The organism is Rhodoferax sp. LS1P39, assembly GCF_056521425.1.
Window position 1 is genome coordinate 125,522 of record NZ_JBWMAV010000003.1, and the last position, 21,055, is coordinate 146,576.

Consider the following 21,055-nt stretch of genomic DNA (forward strand, 5'->3'; position numbering starts at 1 on the left):
TTGATTTTTAGGAGCCCCCATCATGATGGTGTTGTACTCAGGCACGACCTGCCCTTTTTCCCACCGCTGCCGTTTTGTCTTGTTTGAAAAAGGCATGGATTTCGAGATCCGCGACGTAGACCTCTACAACAAGCCCGAAGACATCAGCGTGATGAACCCCTACGGCCAGGTGCCGATTCTGGTGGAACGCGACCTGATCCTGTACGAATCGAACATCATCAACGAGTACATCGACGAGCGCTTCCCGCACCCCCAGCTGATGCCCGGCGACCCGGTGGATCGCGCCCGTGTGCGCCTGTTCCTGCTCAACTTCGAGAAGGAACTGTTTGTGCACGTTGGCTTGCTGGAATCCCGCGCTTCCAAGGGCAACGAAAAAGCCCTGGAAAAAGCCCGCGCCCACATCCGCGACCGCCTGACCCAGTTGGCCCCCGTGTTCCTGAAGAACAAGTACATGCTGGGCGAGAACTTCTCCATGCTCGACGTGGCGATTGCACCGCTGCTGTGGCGCCTGGACTTCTACGGCATCGACCTGAGCAAGAACGCCGCACCGCTGCTGAAATACGCCGAGCGCATCTTCTCGCGCCCGGCCTATATCGAAGCGCTGACGCCTTCCGAAAAAGTGATGCGCAAGTAATTCGGAGCCACCGTTGTCCACCATGCAAGCCCTGGATTCGACCTCCACCCGTCCCTACCTGATCCGCGCGCTCTACGAGTGGTGTACCGACAACGGTCTGACACCCTATGTGGCCGTGCTGGTCGATGACACGGTGCAGGTGCCGCGCGAATACGTGAAAGACGGTGAGATCGTGCTCAACATCAGCTTTGACGCGACCAGTTCGCTCAAGCTGGGCAACGATTTCATCGAATTCAAGGCCCGTTTCGCCGGTACGCCGCGCGAGATTCTGGTGCCGATTGGCCGGGTGATCGCCATCTATGCGCGTGAAAACGGGCAGGGCATGGCTTTTCCGTCGCCGGTGGCTACCGCTCCTGCGGACGAGCCCGCCAAGCCATTTGCACTGGCCGGGGTGCCCGATGCGTCCTCGAAAGTGGTTCCCTTGTCGCCGGTAGAGTCCAGCGGCGACGAGCCACCCGAGCCGCCAAGGCCTGCGGGCGGGCCCCGTCCGGCGCTCAAGCGCATCAAGTAAAAAATTGCAGGGCCACCAAAATGCCCTGTTCGGTTCGGTAAAATGCGAAATTCGCCGATTTAGCTCAGTTGGTAGAGCACCCGCCTTGTAAGCGGAAGGTCGTCAGTTCGACTCCGACAATCGGCACCACACTGAAAAAGGTTCTGTCCCGCAAGGGCCAGAACCTTTTTTTATGGCCGTTGCAAAGTGGCGGCCCGCATCTGCACCTTGATGCGCAGGGCCGTCACGTCCCAGCCCTTGGTGCGCAAATGCGCCAGCAGCGCCGGCGTGAGTTGCCGCAGCTTGGCCGATGCGGCATTGCTGTTGACCAGCAGGCACCAACTGGCCCCGTCAATCGGGCCGGGCTGGATGGCTGACCACAGGGCCTCGGGGAGCAGGGTTTTGATGGCTTTGAGCCGGTCGTTGGAGTCTTGCGCCAGAGCCGACAGGCGGGCCAGTGTGGGCGAGTCGGCTGCGGCTTGCAGCAGCGTGAAGGAGCGGTTGCTTTGGCGCATGGTGGCCCAATTATCACAGCCGTACCGGCTTTGGGGCCCATGCTGGCAGATAGTAAAATCCCAAGGCTGTGGATTGCAAACTGGCCCCCAAGGGTTGACTTTTGCTGTCAAAGCCTCATCTGACTCCAAGATTATTTAGGAATTTCGATCGCCACCCCCTGGCTTCAGCGGCGGTGACGGTCTCGCATCCATGACCATCAACTTTCTGACCAAAATTTTCGGCAGCCGTAACCAGCGCTTGTTGAAGCAGTACCGCAAGACGCTCGAAGTGATCAATGCGTTGGAGCCGCAGTTTGAAAAGCTGTCCGATGAGGCCTTGCGCGAGAAAACGCTGTCCTTCAAGCAGCGGGTGGCCGGGGGCGAAACGCTGGATGCGATCCTGCCAGAGGCGTTTGCCCTGGTGCGCGAAGGCTCCAAGCGCGTGATGAAGATGCGCCATTTCGATGTGCAGATGCTGGGCGGCATGTCGCTGCACAACGGCAAGATCTCTGAAATGCGGACCGGTGAAGGCAAGACCCTCACCGCCACGCTACCGGTGTACCTGAATGCACTGTCCGGCAAGGGCGTGCACGTGGTCACGGTGAACGACTACCTGGCGAATCGCGATGCGCGCTGGATGGAGCGCCTGTACAACTTTCTGGGCCTGACCGTCGGTGTCAACCTGCCCAATATGCCGCGTGAAGAAAAGCAGGCCGCCTATGCCGCCGACATCACCTACGGCACCAACAACGAATACGGCTTCGACTACCTGCGCGACAACATGGTCTACGAGGTGCGCGACCGCGTGCAGCGCGGCCTGAACTTTGCCATCGTGGACGAGGTGGACTCGATCCTGATCGACGAAGCCCGCACCCCGCTGATCATCAGCGGCCAGGCCGAAGACCACACCGCCACCTATATTGCGATCAACAAGATCATCCCCTTCCTGACCCGCCAGGAAGGCGAGGCCGATCCGCGCACCGGCGAGGGTGTCACCAAGCCCGGCGACTTCACGCTCGACGAAAAATCGCACCAGGTGTTCCTGACCGAAGACGGCCACGAAAACGCCGAGCGCATTCTGGTCGAGCACGGCCTGCTGCCCGAAGGCGCGTCGCTGTACGACCCGGCCAACATCACCCTGATGCACCACCTGTACGCTGCGCTGCGGGCCAACCACCTGTACCATCGCGACCAGCACTATGTGGTGCAAGACGGCGAAATCGTCATCGTCGATGAGTTTACCGGCCGCCTGATGTCGGGCCGGCGCTGGAGCGAAGGCCTGCACCAGTCGGTGGAAGCCAAAGAAGGCGTGCAGATCCAGGCCGAGAACCAGACCCTGGCCTCGATCACCTTCCAGAACTATTTCCGCCTGTACACCAGCCTGTCGGGCATGACCGGCACGGCCGATACCGAGGCCTTTGAGTTCCAGACCATCTACGGCCTGGAAACCGTGGTGATTCCGCCCAACCGCGTCAGCCGCCGCGAAGACCAGCTCGACCGCGTCTACAAAACCACGCGCGAAAAGTACGAAGCCGCCATCAAGGACATCCGCGAATGCTACGAGCGCGGCCAGCCGGTGCTGGTGGGCACCACCTCGATCGAGAACTCGGAAATCATCGACCGCCTGCTCAATGACGCGAAGCTGCCGCACCAGGTGCTCAACGCCAAGCAGCATGCGCGCGAAGCCGACATCGTGGCCCAGGCCGGTCGCCCCAAGATGATCACCATCGCCACCAACATGGCCGGGCGGGGCACTGACATCGTGCTGGGTGGCAACCTGGAAATGGCGATCAAGGCCGTAGAGGCCAACCCCGCGCTCGACGAATCCGCCAAGAACGCGGAAATCGAGCGGGTGCGTGCGCAATGGAGCATTGACCACGAGGCGGTAAAAGCCCTCGGCGGCCTGCGCATCATTGCCACCGAACGCCACGAATCCCGCCGTATCGACAACCAGTTGCGCGGCCGCTCGGGCCGGCAGGGCGACCCCGGTTCGTCGCGCTTCTACCTGAGCCTGGACGATCCGCTGATGCGCATCTTTGCGGGTGACCGCGTCAAGTCCATCATGGACCGCCTGAAAATGCCCGAAGGCGAGGCCATCGAAGCCGGTATCGTCACCCGCAGTATCGAGAGCGCCCAGCGCAAGGTGGAAGCCCGCAACTTCGACGTGCGCAAGCAGCTGCTGGAATACGACGACGTGTCCAACGACCAGCGCAAGGTCATCTACCAGCAGCGCAACGAAATTCTGGACGCGCAAGACCTCACCGCCCAGATCGCCTCGCTGCGCGAAGGCTGTGTGGAAGATGTGGTGCGCCAGTTTGTGCCGCCCGAGTCGGTGGAAGAGCAGTGGGACATTGCCGCCCTGGAAAAAACCATCCGCGATGACTGGCAGCTCGAGGTGCCGCTGGCAGACAAGGTGCAGTCGGCCAGCTCCATCACCGACGAAGACATTCTGGAAACCGTGCTGACCGCGGCCAACACTGCCTTCCAGGCCAAGGTGGACCAGGTGGGCGGCGAGAACTTCACCCAGTTCGAGCGCATGGTGCTGCTGCAAAGCATAGACACCCACTGGCGCGAACACCTGAGCTCGCTGGACTACCTGCGCCAGGGCATCCATTTGCGCGGCTATGCGCAAAAGCAGCCCAAGCAGGAATACAAACGCGAAGCCTTTGAGCTGTTTGGCCAGTTGCTGGACGCGGTCAAGAACGACGTGACCAAGGTGCTGATGACGGTCAAGGTGCAGTCCAACGAGCAACTCGGCGAAGCTGCCGAAGCCATGGAAAGCCGGGGCGAGAGCATTGCCAACGTGACCTACACCGCGCCTACCGAAACCGGCGAAGTGGAAACCCGCAGTGACACCCGATCAGCGGGTGCTGCCATGCCCCGCGTAGGCCGCAACGACCCCTGCCCCTGCGGCAGTGGCAACAAATACAAGCTGTGCCACGGCAAGCTAGCCTGAGTAGCGCTTCGGTTTTTCAACGGGCTTCGGCCCGTTTTTCACATCTTCCTACCCTTTTGAAAGCCCACCATGCCCGTTAACCTGTCCGCCCCCGATCCTGCTGGCCTGCACCCCGTTCCCGGCGTACTGCTGGGCATTGCCGAGGCGGGCATCCGCAAGGTCAACCGCAAGGACTTGACCGTGGTGTTGCTGGAAGAGGGCGCGTCGGTGGCGGGCGTGTTCACGCAGAACCGTTTCTGTGCCGCCCCGGTGCAGATCTGCCGTGAGCATTTGGCGCTGGGTGTGGGCATCCGTGCCATTTTGGTCAACACCGGCAATGCCAATGCGGGCACGGGCCACGACGGCCTGATGCGCGCCAAATCCACCTGCATTGCGCTGGCGCAGCATCTGGACCTTGCGCCCGAGCAAATTTTGCCGTTCTCTACCGGCGTGATCATGGAAACCCTGCCGCACGAGCGCATCAACGCCGGGCTGCCCGCCGCCCTGGCCGATGCCTGCGCCGACCACTGGGGCCGCGCGGCCGAGGCCATCATGACGACAGACACCATCGCCAAAGCCTTCAGCACCCAGGTGCAGATCGGCGGCAAGACGGTCACCGTCACCGGCATCAGCAAGGGCGCGGGCATGATCCGCCCCAACATGGCCACCATGCTGGGCTTTATGGCCACCGATGCCTGTGTGGACCAGGCGCTGCTGGGGCAACTGGCCAAGGACCTGGCCGATGCCTCCTTCAACCGCATCACCATCGATGGCGACACCTCCACCAATGACTCGTTCGTGGTCATCGCCACCAACAAGGCCGCCCACGCGCCCATCACCTCGATGGACAGCGCCGATGGCCGCGCCCTGAAGGCCGCGATGCAGAAAGTCGCCCAGCAACTGGCCCAGGCCATCGTGCGCGACGGCGAAGGTGCCACCAAGTTCATCACCGTGCGCGTGGAAGGCGGCAAAACGGCCGAAGAATGCCGCTTGGCCGCCTACGCCATCGCCCATTCACCCCTGGTCAAAACCGCCTTCTTCGCCAGCGACCCCAACCTGGGCCGCATCCTGGCCGCCGTGGGCTACGCCGGTATCACCGACCTGGACCAGACCCTGATCGACCTGCACCTGGACGATGTGCACGTCGTCGTCCAGGGCGGACGCAACCCCAGCTACCGCGAAGAAGACGGCCAGCGCGTGATGAAACAAAGCGAAATCACCGTGCGCGTGGGCCTGGGCCGTGGCACCGCCGTGGATACCGTCTGGACCTGCGATTTCAGCCACGAATACGTGACCATCAACGCGGATTACCGTTCATGAACGAGAAGTTCGAACGCCTGATCGACCGCGCCGAGCACCTGATGCAGCGCATCGAGGCCGCGCTTCCCCAGCCCGTTTCCGCGCCCGACTGGACCGCCGCCATCGCCTACCGCTACCGCCGCCGGGGTAACGGCCACGGCGTGCTGGAGCCGGTGCGCCACATCGGCCACATGGCCCTGGCCGACCTGAAAGAGATCGACATCCAGAAGGAGAAGATCCAGCGCAACACCTTGCAGTTTGTGCAAGGCAAACCGGCCAACAACGTGCTGCTCACGGGCGCGCGCGGCACCGGCAAATCTTCGCTGATCAAGGCCTGCCTGAACACCTACGCGCCCCAGGGCCTGCGCCTGATCGAGGTGGACAAGGCCGATCTGGTCGACTTGCCCGACATCGTGGACGTGGTAGCCGACCGGCCCGAGAAGTTCATCGTCTTTTGCGACGACCTGAGCTTTGAAGACGGCGAGCCCGGCTACAAGGCGCTGAAGTCCATCCTGGACGGCTCGGTGGCCGCGTCCACGCCGAATGTGCTGGTCTACGCCACCAGCAACCGCCGCCACCTGCTGCCCGAGTACATGGCCGAAAACCTTACCTACACCCACACCGACGATGGCGAAGTGCATCCCGGCGAGGTGGTGGAAGAGAAAATTTCCCTGTCCGAGCGCTTTGGCCTGTGGGTCAGCTTCTACCCCTTCAGCCAGGACGAGTACCTGGCCATCGTGGCCCAGTGGCTGCAGTCGTTTGGTGTGGATGCCGCAGCCATTGCGGCGGCCCGCCCCGAGTCGCTGGTCTGGGCGCTGGAGCGGGGCTCGCGCAGTGGCCGCGTAGCCTACCAGTTTGCCCGCGACTATGCAGGCAAACACGCTGCGTCCGCATGACCGCGACTCCCTTGGTTGCCGACGCCCACCGCCCCCGCGAAGGCGGGCCGGACCGTGCCGTCGTGGACGTGGCCGTGGGCGTGCTGGTGCAGCCCAGCGGCGATTTTCTGGTGACTTCGCGACCCGTTGGCAAGGTCTACGCGGGTTATTGGGAATTCCCCGGCGGCAAGCTGGAGGCGGGTGAAAGCGTGGAACAGGCCTTGCGCCGCGAGCTGGTGGAAGAACTCGGCATCACCATTGGCCCCGCCCAGCCCTGGAAGGTGGAGCTGGTGGACTATCCGCATTCGCTGGTGCGGCTGCATTTCTGCAAGGTGTTTGCCTGGACGGGCGAGCTGGAGATGCGCGAGGGCCAAACCTGCGCCTGGCAGTCTTTGCCACTGCAGGTCGGCCCGGTCTTGCCCGGAACCGTGCCCGTGCTGGGCTGGCTGGCCGCAGAACGTGGCTTTTCCGGTGCTACATATTAAGTAGCTGCTCGCGCTTATGGAATAAGCGCTGGAGCCTTATTTCTTATAAATTTATTGCAGCCGTGCGTCGCCGAAGACCTGGTCGTCTGGCGGCGCGTCGGCGGGCAAGCTGAAGCTGGCGCTGGCCCAGGCACCAAAGTCGATGTTCTTGCAGCGTTCACTGCAAAACGGGCGGAAGGCGTTGCTCGGGGCAAACAGGCTTTTGCCTTTGCAGGTGGGGCAGGCGACCCATTTTTGCGGTGTGTCTGTCATGTTGAAAGCTAAGCGCACAGAGTGAGTTCAAACGACGCATCCTCGCTGCAGGCATGCAGGCGGTCGTCGGCACCGTGGCGCATCATGCGCACCGACACCATCAGGCGGTTGCCGCTGATTTCCGGAATCAAGTCCAGGTCCGGATCGATGCGCAGGCGCAGCAACTGGTAGGTGCGGCCCTGGGGCAGGTTTTGCTGGAACTGGCCACCGGGGGCCACCACTTTTTGCGGCCCACCCGAGTCCCGCAGCATCTTCAGCAGGTGGTGGATGGACTCGGCCAGCGGCGCCAAGGTGGAAGCCCATTGCTCCACCGCGTGGCGGCGCACTTCGGCGGGTTTGTGCTGCCAGGTGGCGTAGGCGGGCAGGTCGAAGCCGCAGGTGCCGCCGGGTATGCCCACGCGGCTGCGCAAGGCCATCAGCCAGTCGTTTTCGGTCAGCGCATGCCCGGCCTTGCCGGGTTGTTCGTGCAGGGCGGTGTAGCAGCGGTCGAGCTGGGCAATCACATCGTCCAGCACCTCTTCGGCAATCGACGGGTTGCCCCGGTAGCCGTTGAGGATGACCTTTTGCTTCTCCAGGTCGCGCATCACGTCGGATTTGAGGTCGGCGCGGGCCGCCACGTCCATCACTTCAAAGATGGTGGTGAGCGCGTAGTGGTGGTCCAGCGGGTGGCTGCGGGGCACCAGTTCCCCCAAGCGCCTGAACAGGTGCTCCAGCCGCAAATAGGTGCGGATGCGTTCGTTAAAGGGGTATTCGTAGAGGATCACGCAGTTTTTCCAGTGGCGGCATCATAGCCCGAACCGCGGGGCGACTTTTTCCACTTCCAGGCGTAGCTGCTCCAGCGTCAGACCGTCGTTGAGGATCACGACATCGGCTGCCGCCAGGCGCTGCGCCCGGCTGGCCTGGGTCTGGATGATGGCGTGCACCGCCGCCTCTGCCATGCCGCTGCGGGCCATGACGCGGGCCACCTGCGTGTCTACCGCGCAGTCCACCACCAGTACCTGGTCCAGCCGGTCTTTCCAGTGGCCGGACTCGACCAGCAAGGGGATGTCGAACACCACGCAGCGGGCTCCGCTGTCCTGGGCTTTTTGGAACTGCGCTTCGATTTCCTGGCCAACCAGGGGGTGGACGATGGATTCCAGGCGCTTTTTCGCGTTGGGATCCGCGAAGACAAGGGCTCGCATACGCTCCCGGTCCATGGCGCCGTCGGCGGCGATGGCATCGGCCCCAAAGGCCGCACGGACCGCCGGGATGGCCGAGCCGCCCGCTGCGGTGGTTTGGCGCGAAATCGCGTCTGCATCAATAATGATAGCGCCCCGTGCTTGTAGCATAAGCGCTACCGTGCTTTTTCCACTACCAATACCGCCGGTGAGTCCGAGCCGAAGGCAGTCTGGCATAGGTTTACAAACCCACAAAATGCAGGATGGCGTTGGGCCCGAAGACCATGGCCGTCAGGCCCGCCCCTGCCAGAAAAGGCCCAAACGGGATGTAGCCGCCTTCGCGCAGGCCGCTGCTGAACTTCATGGCGATGCCCACCAAGGCACCAATCACCGAGGCCATCAGAATCATGGGCACCAGCGCCTCCCAGCCAAACCAGGCCCCCAGCGCCGCAAACAGCTTGAAGTCGCCGTAGCCCATGCCCTCCTTGCCCGTGATGAGCTTGAAGAGCCAGTAAATGCTCCACAGCGACAGGTAGCCCGCCACGGCACCCCACACGGCAGCGATCAAGGGCACGCCGGTCCAGTGCAGTGACGAGGCTATCAGCCCGGCCCACAGCAGCGGCAGGGTGATGTCGTCGGGCAGCAAGGTGGTGTCCCAGTCGATCAGCGCCAGGCTCAGCAGCGCCGCCGCAAAACCGCACCAGGCCAGTCCAGTGACCGTAGGCCCCCAGGTCCAGATGCAAAAGAAGAACAGGGCGGCGGTGGCGATCTCGACCGCCGGGTAGCGTGGGCTGATGGGCGCACGGCAGGCCGAGCACTTGCCGCGCAGGGCCAGGTAGCTGGCGACGGGGATGTTTTCATACCAGCGGATTTGGTGGCCACAGTGTGGGCAGCACGAGCGCGGCACCAGCAGGTTAAATGGCTCGGCAGTGGCCGCGTCGGGTTCGGTGCCCTGCATTTCGGCGTAGTCAGCGGCCCACTGCCGCTCCATGATTTTGGGCATGCGGTAGACCACCACATTCAGAAAGCTGCCCAGCATCAGTCCGAAAAGCCCGCCCAACAAGGCGGCCACCCATTGCATCTCCAGCATCAGACGACTTGGCCCAGCTTGAAGATCGGCAGGTACATCGACACGACGATGCCGCCGATGATGGTGCCCAGAAACACGATGATGATGGGCTCCATCAGGCTGGACAGGCCCGCCACCATGTCGTCCACTTCGGCCTCGTAGAAGTCGGCGGCTTTGCCCAGCATGTGGTCGATGGAGCCAGATTCTTCGCCGATGGAGCACATTTGCAGCACCATGGACGGGAAGATCTTGGCGTTGCCCATGGCCGTGGTCAGGCTGGTGCCGGTAGACACCTCTTGCTGGATTTTGTCGGTAGCCAGCTCAAACACCGAATTGCCCGAGGCCCCGCCCACCGAGTCCAGCGCTTCCACCAGCGGCACACCGGCAGCAAACATGGTGGACAGGGTGCGCGTCCAGCGGGCAATGCAAGACTTTTCCACCAGCACGCCGAACACCGGCAGCTTCAGCATGATGCGGTCCATGACCTGCTGCATTTTGATGTTGCGCTGCCAGGCCTGCATGAAAAAGTAGATGCCGCCGCCAATGCCGCCAAAAATCAACCACCAGTAGCTCACGAACACTTCGCTCACGGCAATGATGAACAGCGTGGGCGCAGGCAGGTCGGCACCAAAGCTGCTGAAGACTTCCTTGAAGGCCGGAATCACAAAAATCATGATCACCGCCACCACCACAAACGCCACCACCACCACCGAGATGGGGTACATCAGGGCCGATTTGATCTTGGATTTGATGGCTTCGGTTTTCTCCATGTACACGGCCAAGCGGTCCAGCAGCGCCTCCAGAATACCGGCGGCCTCACCCGCTTCGACCAGGTTGCAGTACAGGCTATTGAAGTACAGCGGAAACTTGCGGAAAGCCGCGCTCAGCGAGCTGCCGGTTTCCACGTCCTGGCGGATGTCGTTGAGCAGCTTGGTCACGCTGGCATTGGCGTTGCCCCGGCCCACGATGTCAAACGCCTGCAGCAGCGGCACCCCGGCCTTCATCATGGTCGCCAGTTGGCGGGTGAAGATGGCAATGTCCTTGGGCTTGATGCTCTTGCCCCCGCGCATGCGGCGTTTCTTGATCTTGGTGGGAAACACCCCCTGGCGGCGCAGGGATGCGGTGACCTGGTTTTCACCCGATGCGCGCGTCTCGCCCCGGACCTGCTTGCCGTTGCGGTCCTTGCCTTCCCATTCGAAGACGAATTCTTTGACTGTGCTGGACGCGGCTGATGCCATGGAGTGCCTTGGTACGACTAAATAAGTCCGGGTCTATTCATTGCTCACGGCGAGCACTTCTTCCAGCGAGGTCAAGCCCAGCTTCACTTTGTGCAGCCCGGCCTGGCGCAGGGTTCGCACACCTTCGATTTTGGCCTGTTCGGCAATGTCCAGCGCGCTGCCGTCGCGCAGGATGATGCGCTGGATTTCCTCGGAAATCGGCATCACCTGGTAAATGCCGACCCGGCCTTTGTAGCCGTTGTTGCAGGCGTTGCAGCCCACCGGGCCGTAGGGTTTCCAGGAGCCGTCCAATTCTTCGGGCGCGTAGCCGGACTCCAGCAGCGTCTTTTGCGGGATGTCGATCAGCGCCTTGCATGCCGGGCACAGCCGCCGCGCCAGCCGCTGCGCGGTGATCAGAATCACGCTGGACGCAATATTGAACGGCGCAATGCCCATGTTGCGCATGCGCGTCAAGGTGGTAGGTGCATCGTTGGTGTGCAGCGTGGACAGCACCAGGTGGCCGGTTTGCGCGGCCTTGATGGAGATGTCGGCGGTTTCCAGATCGCGGATTTCGCCGACCATGATGATGTCCGGGTCCTGGCGCAGAAACGATTTCAACGCCACAGCAAAGGTCATGCCCGCTTTTTCGTTCACATTGACCTGGTTGACCCCCGGCAAATTGATTTCGGACGGGTCTTCGGCCGTGGCGATGTTCACGCCAGGCTTGTTCAGCAGGTTCAAAAAGGTGTAGAGCGACACAGTTTTGCCCGAACCCGTAGGGCCGGTCACCAGCACCATGCCGTAGGGGCGGCCAATCGCCTGCAAGACGCGTTCTTTTTCTATGGGCTCGTAACCCAGCGCGTCGATGCCCAGTTTTGCGCTGCTCGGGTCCAGAATCCGGATCACGATCTTTTCGCCAAACAGCGTGGGCAGGGTGCTGACGCGGAAGTCGATGACCCGGTCGGGCCCGATCTTGAGCTTCATCTTGCCGTCTTGCGGCACCCGCTTTTCCGAGATGTCCAGGCGCGAGATCACCTTGATGCGCGAGGCCAGCTTGTCCTTGATGGCCACTGGTGGCGAGGCGATTTCGCGCAGTTCGCCGTCAATACGAAAACGCACGCGGTAGTTGTGCTCGTAGGGCTCGAAGTGCAGGTCAGAGGCGCGCATGCCATAGGCATCGAGCAGCATCTTGTGCAGGAACTTCACAACCGGGGCATCTTCCACCTCGGTCATGTTGATTTCGGCGGTTTCGGCGGGTGCCGTGATCATCCCGTCGTCAAAGTCGAAGTCGCCGCCGATGATGTTGTCCATCGCCTCACCGGTGGTGACGGCGTTGGCATCCACCATGCGCGACAGCTTGTCGTATTCGGCAATGATCCAGTCCACGCCCAACTGGGTGGAGAACTTGATTTTTTCGGCGGCTTCCTGGTCCGACGGGTCGGCGGTGGCGACGATCAGCCGGTTATTGCGTTTGCTCAGCACCACCACCCGGTAGGCCTGGCAAATCTTGGCATCCAGCAGGTCTTTGGGCAGGCGGTGGCGGTCTACCGCATCGATGTCCAGCAAGGGCGCGGCAAACGCGGTGGACATGGTGTGCGCCAGGTCCGATGGCGACACCGCCCCCGAGGACATCAGTTCGGCGATGAAGCTGGCGCGGTTGGATTGGGCTTTGCGGTAAATGTCTTCGGCCGCACGTTGGCCGAGTTTGCCTGCAGAAATCAGAACCCTTCCCAAGCCGGGAAGCGCAACAGAAGATGATTCTTTGGTGAAAGGTTCAACAGCGGCCATATGCCCAAAATGTAGCAGGTAGCAAAAGGTTACTGCATCATCACCGATTCAGTCAGACCTGTAAACCGGCATCAGGGGGTGGAAGACCCCGCTTTCGCTGGTAAAAACCGCTGCAGCTCGTCGGGTAAAGCCGCATGCAGCTCCACACTTTCGCCGCTGGCGGGGTGGCTCAGCTGCAAGCGCCAGGCGTGCAAAAACATGCGTTTGAGGCCCTGTTTTACCAAAGCCTTGTTGGCCTCGAAGTCGCCGTATTTGTCGTCTCCGGCAATCGGAAAGCCTTCGGAGGCCAGGTGCACGCGGATCTGGTGGGTGCGGCCGGTCTTGATGGTCACCTCCAGCAGGCTGAAGCCCTCGAAATGCTGGGCCACCTTGACCAGGGTCAGCGAGCGCATGCCGTCCGGGTCGTCCCGGGCCACCACCTTGACGCGGCGCTCGCCATTGGGCAGCAGGTATTTGTGCAAAGACTTGTCCAGCACCTTCTTATTGGCAGGCCACTGGCCGATCACCAGTGCCAGGTAGGTCTTGCCGGTTTCCCGGTCGCGAAACTGGTCCTGCACGTTTTTGAGCGCGCTGCGCTTCTTGGCCAGCAGCAGGATGCCCGAGGTTTCGCGGTCCAGCCGGTGCACCAGTTCCAGAAACGGGGCTTTCGGGCGCGCCATGCGCAGCTGTTCGATCACCCCGAAGCTGACCCCGCTGCCACCGTGCACGGCCACGCCCGCCGGTTTGTCGATGGCCAGCAGGTGCTCGTCTTCCAGCAGGATGGGGAACTCGCGCGCCGGGGCGGGCGCGGCGGCCATGGCCTCGGCCTTTTCGGCCACCCGCTCGGAAATGCGTGTCGGCGGCAGCCGCACCACGTCGCCGCCATTCACGCGGGTGTCGGCAGAAACGCGGCCCTTGTTGATCCGTACTTCACCGCTGCGGATGATGCGGTAGACGTGGGTTTTGGGTACGCCTTTGAGGTGGCGCAAGAGGAAATTGTCCAGCCGTTGCCCGGCATCGTCGGGGTCCACCGTAATGAATTTGACTTCTGGCATGGGGGGTGGTGCGTTAGCACCTATAATATTTTTCACCAGCGTCGTGTCGTAAGTGCTTGATTCACCACAGTTTAGAGCATTGCATCTACGCCGCTGCGAAGTCGATGCCACCCAAGGCGATCTGCTACCACCCCGAGCAACCCAGGCTCCGTTGGCGGCATAAGTTGATGGGGCGGGCTGACGCGATGGAAACTACATACGGAATACCCCCTCACTTGCCAACCTGTGCTGTAGGCCCAGGTTGTGCAACGGATCGAAGCGAGAACTCATTTGTGTTGATGGCGATACTTCAAACCTGCTGGCGGTGGCTCATGGCTCCGGCTATAGCCCCGGTTTTTGGCATGGAATCGCCCCTGGCGCCCACCTATTGGGCGCAAGCAGCTATCAAATTGGTAGCTATTCAAACCAGCACACTTCCCGCTTCCCTCCACCTCCCCCCACTGTCACCCTGTAAGCCCAGGCTTACCTAGTGCAGTCTGGGGTCATTCCGGTTGTTTCCGCGCGTTGGTTCAGGCATCAGTAGGCCCGGTTTGGGCCGTATTGAATTGAAGAACATTTCTGGACCCTTGCCGGTCCAGTCAAAGGAAGCGCACCATGAAACGGATGCTGATTAACGCAACCCAGTCGGAAGAACGTCGGCTGGCGATTGTGGACGGGCAAAAACTGCTCGACTATGAAATTGAAATCGAGGGGCGCGAACAGCGCAAGGGCAACATCTACAAGGCCGTCGTCACCCGCGTCGAGCCTTCGCTGGAAGCCTGCTTCGTCGACTACGGCGAAGACCGCCACGGCTTTTTGCCGTTCAAGGAAATCTCCAAGCAATACTTCCAGCAGGGCGTGCCGGTCAACCAGGCCCGCATCAGCGATGTGATCCGCGAAGGCCAGGAACTGCTGGTCCAGGTAGAGAAAGAAGAGCGCGGCAACAAGGGTGCCGCCCTGACCACCTTTGTGTCGCTGGCAGGCCGCTATGTCGTGCTGATGCCCAACAACCCCCGCGGCGGTGGCGTTTCGCGCCGCATCGAAGGCGACGACCGGGCCGAGCTCAAGGAAGCCATGGACCAGTTGGAATACCCCAACGGCTCCAGCATCATTGCCCGCACCGCCGGCATTGGCCGCAGCGCGCCCGAACTGCAATGGGATCTGAACTACCTGCTCAAGCTGTGGACCGCCATCGACGGCGCAGGCAAGCAAGGCAAGGGCGCTTTCCTGATTTACCAGGAATCCAGCCTGGTGATCCGCGCCATCCGCGACTACTTCAATACCGACATCGGCGATATCCTGATCGACACCGACGACGTGTACGAGCAGGCCCAGCAGTTCATGGCCCACGTCATGCCCGAGCACGCCGCCCGCGTCAAACGCTACCGCGACGACGCGCCGCTGTTCAGCCGCTTCCAGATTGAACACCAGATCGAATCGGCCTACGCCCGCACCGTGCAACTGCCCTCGGGCGGTGCCATCGTGATCGACCACACCGAAGCCCTGGTGTCGGTGGACGTGAACTCCGCCCGCTCCATCCGCGGCGGCGACATCGAAGAAACCGCCACCCGCACCAACCTGGAAGCCGCCGAAGAAGTGGCCCGCCAGATGCGTCTGCGCGATCTGGGCGGCCTGATCGTGATCGACTTTATCGACATGGAAGAGTCCCGCAACCGCCGCGACGTGGAAAACCGCCTGCGCGACGCGCTGCGCCAGGACCGCGCCCGTGTGCAGTTCGGCACCATCAGCAAGTTTGGCCTGATGGAAATGAGCCGCCAGCGCCTGCGCCCGGCGCTTAGCGAAGGTGCTTCGATTCCTTGCCCACGCTGCGGTGGTTCCGGCCACATCCGCGACACCGAATCCAGCGCGCTGCAAATCTTGCGCATCATCCAGGAAGAGTCGCTCAAGGACAACACCGCCTCGGTCATGTGCCAGGTGCCGGTGGACGTGGCTTCGTTCCTGCTGAACGAGAAGCGCACCGAAATCGCCAAGATCGAGCTGAAACAGCGCATCAACGTGCTGATGGTGCCCAACAAAACGCTGGAAACGCCCAACTACAAGCTCGAACGCCTGAAGCACGACGACCCGCGCCTGGACCACATCGAAGCCAGCTACAAAATGGCCGACGTGATGGAAGATGCGACCTCGGTCACGCGCCGCTCGCAAGAGCCTACCAACAAGCAGACCCCGGTGATCAAGGGTGTGCTGCCCGACGCACCCGCACCCCAGGCTGTGCCCAAGGCCGTGGCCCCCGCACCTGTGGTCGCTCCGGTGGCTGCTCCTGCGCCTGTGGCCGCACCGGTGGAAACTGGCTTCTTTGGCTGGTTGAAAAACCTGTTTGGTGCTGCACCCGCACCGGTCGTGGTCGCTGCTCCGGCACCCGCCACCGTGACCGCCACGCCCAAGCCTGAAGACAAGCGCGAACCCCGCAACCCGCGTGGTGAAGCGCCTGGCCGTGGTGGCCGCAATGGCCGTGGTGGTCGCGACGAGACTGCAGAACGTGGCGAAGGCCAAGGCCGCAACCGTGGCCCGCGCAATGCCGAAGGCCGCGAACCTCGTGAACCGCGTGAAGGCCAGGAAGGCCGCCCCGAACGCGCTCCGCGCAATGCGGGTGACCGTCCTGAGCGCGCCGAGCGCCCTGACCGCAACGAGGCACCGCGTGCCGATGGCGAAGCTCCCAACCGCGGCAGCCGCGGTGGCCGTGGCCGTGGCGAGCGGTCCCAGGGTCCGCGTGAGCGTTCCGAAGTGGACGGCCAGGCAGTTGAAGGCGTGGTGAACGAAGCCGCCGCCAACGTCGAAGTCGGTGCTGCCGAGCGCGCCCCCCGCAACGCCGGTGAGCGTGGTGAACGTGGCGAGCGCAGCCCCCGCGGTGGCCGTGGTGGCCGTGGCCCGCGTGAAGACGGTGCCCCGGCCCAAGGCCGTGACCGCCAGGACGAGCCCCGTCCCGACCTGCGCGAACCCCGCGAGCCCCGCGAACCCCAGCTGGATGCCAACGGTGAGCCCGTGGCCGAAGTTCCCCGCGCCCCCCGCCCCGAGCGTGAACCGCGTGCCGAACGCGAGCCGCGCCCAGAGCGTGAGCCCCGCGAACCACGGGAACCTCGCGCTGACCGCGAACCCCGTGCCGAGCGCGAGCCCCGCATGGACCGCGAACCCGCCGAACGCCCCGAGCGTCCGTCGTACTTCGCTGCCGCCCAGGCCGCTGCCGCAGCGCAAGCCGATGCGGGTCAGCCGGTAGCGGAATCCGCCGAGGCCGCCGAGCAACCCGCCGAGCGCAGCGACGAAGCCCGTCCTGAGGGCGAAGAGCCCCAGCGCCGCGAAAAGCGTTCCCGCGACCGCTATGGCCGCGACCGCAAGGACCGTGCACCGCGTGACAACTCCGGTGAACCGGCAGCGTTTGTGCCCAACCCCGTGGAGTCGGACGCACAGCCGCAAGCCGAGTCCCTGGTGGAGCGCGCAGCCGCCGTAGTGGCTGAACCCGTGGCAGCTCCCGCACCAACGCCTGTTGTTGCCGAAGTGGCCGAGGTGGTAGCACCTGTGGTGGTTGAGCCGGTGGCGGCACCTGTGGCCGCCATCGTGGCCGCACCGGTGGTGGCCGCCAAGCCGGTGTTTGCCCTGCCAACCGCTGAACTGGACCAACTGGCCCAGAGCTCGGGCCTGCAATGGGTGGGCACCAGCCCCGAACGCGCCGCAGCCGTCCAGGCCGCCATCGCCGCCGAGCCTATCGTGGTGCACGTACCCCGTGTGCGTCCCGCAGTCGCCCCGGTGCAAGCCGAGCCCCTGGTGATGGTTGAGACCAAGCGCGACCTGGGCAAGATGGACTTGCCGTTCTAAACAGCCTGCCCGGCAACAAAAAATGGACCTTCGGGTCCATTTTTTTTGGGGCATATTCGAGAGAAGGGGGGGTGTTTGCTACTGTTTTTAACTATGTTTTCTGTAGCTGCTTGCGCTCATTCCATAAGCACGAGGTGCCGATTCAGGCCTTTAAAAAAGGGCCTGAATCCTTAGATTCCAGCGACTTGCTTGTAAGCCGCCTGTGCTGCGGCGGTATCGCCGCGCTGCTCGGCCAGGCCGGCCAGGGCGCGCCAGGCGCTGCGTTGCAGGCCGCTGTCTTCCAGCTGGTGGACCGACTGGGCCAGCAGTTGCTGGGCCTTGCCCCAGAGCTGGTGGCGCAGGCAGGCCATGCCGGCCAGGTACTGCAGCCGGGCATCGCGCGGGTTGCGCTGCTGGGCGGCTTCGATGCGGTGCAGCCAGGGCAGGTCGGCCGGGCTGTCGGTGGCGGAGAAACCGGCCTCCAGCGCCCGGACCAGTTTGGTGCCATAGGCGTGTTCTTGCTCGGGGTGGGCCACCATCTGCTCCCAGATGGGCAGCAGCCACAGGCGGGCGGTGGCGGTGTCGCCTTGCAGGGTGGCCAGGCGCTGGGCGGCCTGGATGGCCACGTCGGGCATCAGGCGCTCGGCAGGGTCCAGCTCGGCCCAGGCGCGTTGCAGCTGGGCCGGGTCGTGGGCGGTGGCCAGCAGCTCCAGCGCCAGGCCGCGCAGAATGCTTTGCGCGGCGGCGGGCGAGAAGGCCCGGTGCTTGGCCAGCAGGCGGGCGGTTTCCAGTGCGGGCAGGGTCTGGCGGGCCAGGCGGTTGGCCTTGAGGCGCACGCGCAGGGCCAGGGTGCGGCGGGCTGCGCCCAGGGGCAGGGCATCCAGCCACTGCATGGCGGCATCGGCATCGCGGTCGGCCAGGGCCCAGTGGGCGGCGCGCAGCTGGATGCCTTCGCGGGTTTCCTGGGTTTCCAGGGTGTTGCGCTGGGCGGTGCTGTCCAGGGCCTGCTGCAGGTGGCTGTCGCGGGTGGTTTTGTCTTGCAGCGAATGGCCGCTTTCGGCGGTGACCAGGTGGGCCAGGGCGCGCAGTTTGTCGCCGTGGGCCAGGGGGTGGCCGCTGGCCAGCAGGGCTTGCTCCTGGCGCAGGGCCACTTCGGCGGCCTTGCGGGCGCGCAGAAAACGCCCGGCCAGCAGGTGCGAAAACGCGTCCAGCAGGGCCGAATGGGTGGCCCGTTCCTTTTGCTGCAGCCGCCAGCGCTGGGCCTGCTGCGGCATGGCGAACAGGGCCGACAGGGCTTTCAGGGCGTAGTGCAGGGCGATGAAGGTGGCCACGGTGAGCAGCAGCACCAGGTTCAGCGACAGATCGACCCGGTAGGGCGGCCAGAACACGGTGACCGTGCTTTGGTTGTTACCCGCCAGCAGGGCAGCCGCCACCGCCACGCCAAACAAGGCCAGGAGCCAGGCAATTGCGCGCATTAACCTAGATTCCGTAGTTGGACGTGCCCGAGTGTGCCGCTGGCGGCGCGACTGGGTAGGCGCGACAACGCAGCGGGCACGTGCCCGCAAGGCGGAGTAACGACCCCAGGCGTGGTGCCAGTGGTGCAATCGGGTGCGTAGCGCTGGTGACGTTGGGTGCAGATGGCTAGACGATGGTGGTACTCGGTCAACATGTGCTGTTCCAGACGGTAAGAAGCGGTCAACTGCGGAATCTAGGTTACTAGCGCCCCGCAGCGGCTGTGGCCAGGGCGGCCAGGGTTTCATCGACCTGCGGCAGCTCCACGGCCTTCATCTGGCCTTGCACTTCCTGCAGCAGGGTCGCCATGGACTGGGTCTTGCGCGAGGCGGGGTCGAAATATTTGTTCAGTGCGGCCGAGGCGGCGTTCAGGTCGGCGCGGGCCGAGGCCAACTGGCGGGCCAGCAGGCCCAGGCGTGCGTTCAGCAGCTTGAGCTTGAGGTTTTCCCGCAGGAAAAAGGTTTGCTCGGGCGACAGCAATGCCGCCTCGGGCTGTTCGATGCGGCTCACGCGCAGCAGTTTGCGGGCTTCCTGGTGCACCACGTCGAGCGCGCGCTGCCACCATTCGGCGGCCAGCGGCGGCGCGGCTTTGCCCGCGCCCACGGCGGAGGCGACCACCACGGCGTTGACGGTGGGCAGCTCGTCCACCTGGCGGACCAGCTCGTCCAGCTTGACCAGCAGGCCGGGGGTGTCGGTGGTGGTGGCGGCCTTGATGCGCTCGGTGTCGTGGGCAATGGCGCGCTGCAGCGGGGCCAGGCGGGGCTGGGCGGCGCGGGTGACGCGGTCGTCGGCGCTTTTCAGGGCGGCCAGCAGGGGTTCGATGCTGCCGGTGAGCTGGGCCTGCTGTTGGGCCAGGCGCACGGCGGATTCGATATCGACCACCAGGTTTTCATCGCGCGAGCGCGACAGGCTTTGTATCAGGTCTTCGAGCTGGGTGCGCTGCAGCGTGGTTTCGCTGACGCGGGCATCGGTGACGGCCTGGCGGGCGGCAATGTCGCGGGCCTGGTCCTGCGCCTGGCTGGCGATGGTGCGGGCTTCGACCGCCTGGGCCCCGGCATCGGCGCTTTGGCGGGCCAGTTGTTCCTGGATGTGGCTGAGCTTTTGCCACAGCATGCCGCTGCTGACCAGGGCCAGCACAGCCACGCCCCCGGCCACCAGGGTCAGCACGCCGGGCCCTTTGGCGGTCGGGCTCACTGCCGGGATAGGTGGGGCGGAATTTTCGGGGGGCAGCTCGGCATTCATGCCAGCGATTCTATCGAGGCCACTATGTCGGCCAGCAGGGGACGTGACTCGCAAACAACACCAAAACCCGCCCCCCGCGCGGCCTGCGCAATGCGGCCATGGGTGGCTACGGCGCGGGCGGCGCGGAAATCCTGGCCGGGCAGCAGGCTTTGCAGGTGGGCAATGGCCTCGGAGCTGCTGAACAGCCACACGCTGCCGTCTGTACACGCCTGCCGGGCTGCGCGAAGTTGGTCGGGGCTGAACACCGGCATGCGGCGCTCGTAGGCCACCACGGTGTCGAGCTGCGCCCCGGCTGCCGCTAGTTGCTCGGCCAGCCAGCTGCGCCCTGCGGCCTCGCCGGTGTGGTCGCTGCCACGCACCACCAGGATGCGGCTGCCTGGCCGGACCTGGGGGGCGACGATGTGCCACAGGGCTTCGGAGTCGAACTGGCCGGCCGCTGCATCCGGCGCGTCGATCTGGTGGGCCGCCACACCCGCCTGGTGCAGCGCTGCCACGGTGCCGGGTCCGGTAGCCCATGCTCTTGTTTTTATAGCTTTCCGTGCTGTTTGAATAAGCGCAGAAGCCTGATTTGATGCATAAAAATGCTGCACCGCATTGCCACTGACAAACATGGCCGCCTGGTAATTCGCCATGCCTTCCCAGGCCTGCTGCACCGGCAGCGGGTTGGCGGCGGGGCCGATGGCAATCAGCGGCAGGGCGATGGCCTGCAGGCCTTGTACTGAGAGCTCGCGCACCCAGCGCTGGGCATCTTGCGCGGGCCGGGTGACGATGACCTGGGCCAAA

At 63.8% G+C, this 21,055-nt stretch carries 18 protein-coding genes and 1 tRNA gene; 8 read left to right on the plus strand and 11 right to left on the minus strand.

From position 1 onward, the window contains the following. Positions 1–22 precede the first annotated feature (22 nt). The 3 genes from AC097O_RS07505 to AC097O_RS07515 all read left to right on the plus strand — a co-directional run bounded on the left by AC097O_RS07505 (position 23) and on the right by AC097O_RS07515 (position 1,274). Complete coding sequence (locus AC097O_RS07505) at positions 23–634, plus strand: glutathione S-transferase N-terminal domain-containing protein (RefSeq protein WP_056177195.1); 612 nt, start codon at positions 23–25, stop codon at positions 632–634. 22 nt (positions 635–656) lie between these two features. Continuing rightward, the gene (locus tag AC097O_RS07510) at positions 657–1,145 is read left to right on the plus strand and encodes a ClpXP protease specificity-enhancing factor (RefSeq protein ID WP_479592211.1); all 489 of its coding nucleotides are present in this window, start codon (positions 657–659) and stop codon (positions 1,143–1,145) included. A 53-nt stretch (positions 1,146–1,198) separates the two neighbouring features. Beyond that, positions 1,199–1,274 (plus strand) — tRNA-Thr (locus tag AC097O_RS07515). A gap of 41 nt (positions 1,275–1,315) precedes the next feature. On the opposite strand, the gene AC097O_RS07520 is transcribed toward AC097O_RS07515, so the two are convergent. After that, complete coding sequence (locus AC097O_RS07520) at positions 1,316–1,639, minus strand: hypothetical protein (RefSeq protein ID WP_479592212.1); 324 nt, start codon at positions 1,637–1,639, stop codon at positions 1,316–1,318. Between the two features lie 190 nt (positions 1,640–1,829). On the opposite strand from AC097O_RS07520, the gene secA reads away from it, so the two are divergent. From secA to AC097O_RS07540, 4 genes are all read left to right on the plus strand, one after another. Continuing rightward, complete coding sequence (gene secA / locus AC097O_RS07525) at positions 1,830–4,574, plus strand: preprotein translocase subunit SecA (RefSeq protein ID WP_479592213.1); 2,745 nt, start codon at positions 1,830–1,832, stop codon at positions 4,572–4,574. Between the two features lie 69 nt (positions 4,575–4,643). Continuing rightward, the gene (argJ, locus tag AC097O_RS07530) at positions 4,644–5,873 is read left to right on the plus strand and encodes a bifunctional glutamate N-acetyltransferase/amino-acid acetyltransferase ArgJ (protein WP_479592214.1); all 1,230 of its coding nucleotides are present in this window, start codon (positions 4,644–4,646) and stop codon (positions 5,871–5,873) included. Beyond that, positions 5,870–6,748 carry an ATP-binding protein gene (locus AC097O_RS07535; protein ID WP_479592215.1) on the plus strand — a complete coding sequence of 293 codons (879 nt, stop codon included), beginning with the start codon at positions 5,870–5,872 and terminating at the stop codon, positions 6,746–6,748. Before argJ ends, AC097O_RS07535 begins: the two co-directional genes overlap by 4 nt. Further along, a complete protein-coding gene (locus tag AC097O_RS07540) occupies positions 6,745–7,212 on the plus strand; it encodes an NUDIX domain-containing protein (RefSeq protein WP_479592216.1) in 468 nt (155 codons plus the stop codon). The genes AC097O_RS07535 and AC097O_RS07540 overlap by 4 nt, the downstream gene beginning before the upstream one ends. A 51-nt stretch (positions 7,213–7,263) precedes the next feature. Here AC097O_RS07540 and AC097O_RS07545 read toward each other — a convergent pair whose 3' ends face one another. The 7 genes from AC097O_RS07545 to AC097O_RS07575 all read right to left on the minus strand — a co-directional run bounded on the left by AC097O_RS07545 (position 7,264) and on the right by AC097O_RS07575 (position 13,765). Then, the gene (locus AC097O_RS07545; RefSeq protein WP_315191086.1) at positions 7,264–7,464 is read right to left on the minus strand and encodes a DNA gyrase inhibitor YacG; all 201 of its coding nucleotides are present in this window, start codon (positions 7,462–7,464) and stop codon (positions 7,264–7,266) included. Between the two features lie 8 nt (positions 7,465–7,472). Then, positions 7,473–8,228, minus strand: coding sequence for a cell division protein ZapD (zapD, locus tag AC097O_RS07550; protein WP_315191083.1), 756 nt, complete (start codon positions 8,226–8,228; stop codon positions 7,473–7,475). Positions 8,229–8,249: 21 nt separating this feature from the next. After that, a complete protein-coding gene (gene coaE, locus AC097O_RS07555) occupies positions 8,250–8,858 on the minus strand; it encodes a dephospho-CoA kinase (protein ID WP_479592217.1) in 609 nt (202 codons plus the stop codon). 4 nt (positions 8,859–8,862) lie between these two features. Beyond that, positions 8,863–9,711, minus strand: coding sequence for a prepilin peptidase (locus AC097O_RS07560; protein WP_479592218.1), 849 nt, complete (start codon positions 9,709–9,711; stop codon positions 8,863–8,865). Continuing rightward, positions 9,711–10,928 (minus strand): type II secretion system F family protein, encoded by a 1,218-nt coding sequence (locus AC097O_RS07565; protein ID WP_315191074.1) that lies wholly within the window; start codon positions 10,926–10,928, stop codon positions 9,711–9,713. Before AC097O_RS07565 ends, AC097O_RS07560 begins: the two co-directional genes overlap by 1 nt. A gap of 33 nt (positions 10,929–10,961) precedes the next feature. Further along, positions 10,962–12,695, minus strand: coding sequence for a type IV-A pilus assembly ATPase PilB (gene pilB / locus AC097O_RS07570; protein WP_479592219.1), 1,734 nt, complete (start codon positions 12,693–12,695; stop codon positions 10,962–10,964). Positions 12,696–12,766: 71 nt separating this feature from the next. Further along, the gene (locus AC097O_RS07575) at positions 12,767–13,765 is read right to left on the minus strand and encodes an RluA family pseudouridine synthase (RefSeq protein WP_479592220.1); all 999 of its coding nucleotides are present in this window, start codon (positions 13,763–13,765) and stop codon (positions 12,767–12,769) included. Positions 13,766–14,323: 558 nt separating this feature from the next. Between AC097O_RS07575 and AC097O_RS07580 the strand changes: the two genes are divergently transcribed. Next, positions 14,324–17,539 (plus strand): Rne/Rng family ribonuclease, encoded by a 3,216-nt coding sequence (locus AC097O_RS07580; protein ID WP_479592221.1) that lies wholly within the window; start codon positions 14,324–14,326, stop codon positions 17,537–17,539. A 170-nt stretch (positions 17,540–17,709) separates the two neighbouring features. Here the strand turns inward: AC097O_RS07580 and AC097O_RS07585 are convergent, their stop codons facing one another. The 3 genes from AC097O_RS07585 to AC097O_RS07595 form a co-directional block, all read right to left on the minus strand. Then, positions 17,710–18,993: a heme biosynthesis HemY N-terminal domain-containing protein gene (locus tag AC097O_RS07585; protein ID WP_479592222.1), complete on the minus strand. Its 1,284-nt coding sequence runs from the start codon at positions 18,991–18,993 to the stop codon at positions 17,710–17,712. 241 nt (positions 18,994–19,234) lie between these two features. Next, positions 19,235–20,272 (minus strand): uroporphyrinogen-III C-methyltransferase, encoded by a 1,038-nt coding sequence (locus AC097O_RS07590; protein ID WP_479592223.1) that lies wholly within the window; start codon positions 20,270–20,272, stop codon positions 19,235–19,237. After that, positions 20,269–21,054: a uroporphyrinogen-III synthase gene (locus AC097O_RS07595; protein WP_479592224.1), complete on the minus strand. Its 786-nt coding sequence runs from the start codon at positions 21,052–21,054 to the stop codon at positions 20,269–20,271. Before AC097O_RS07595 ends, AC097O_RS07590 begins: the two co-directional genes overlap by 4 nt. Between the last annotated feature and the right edge of the window lies 1 nt (position 21,055).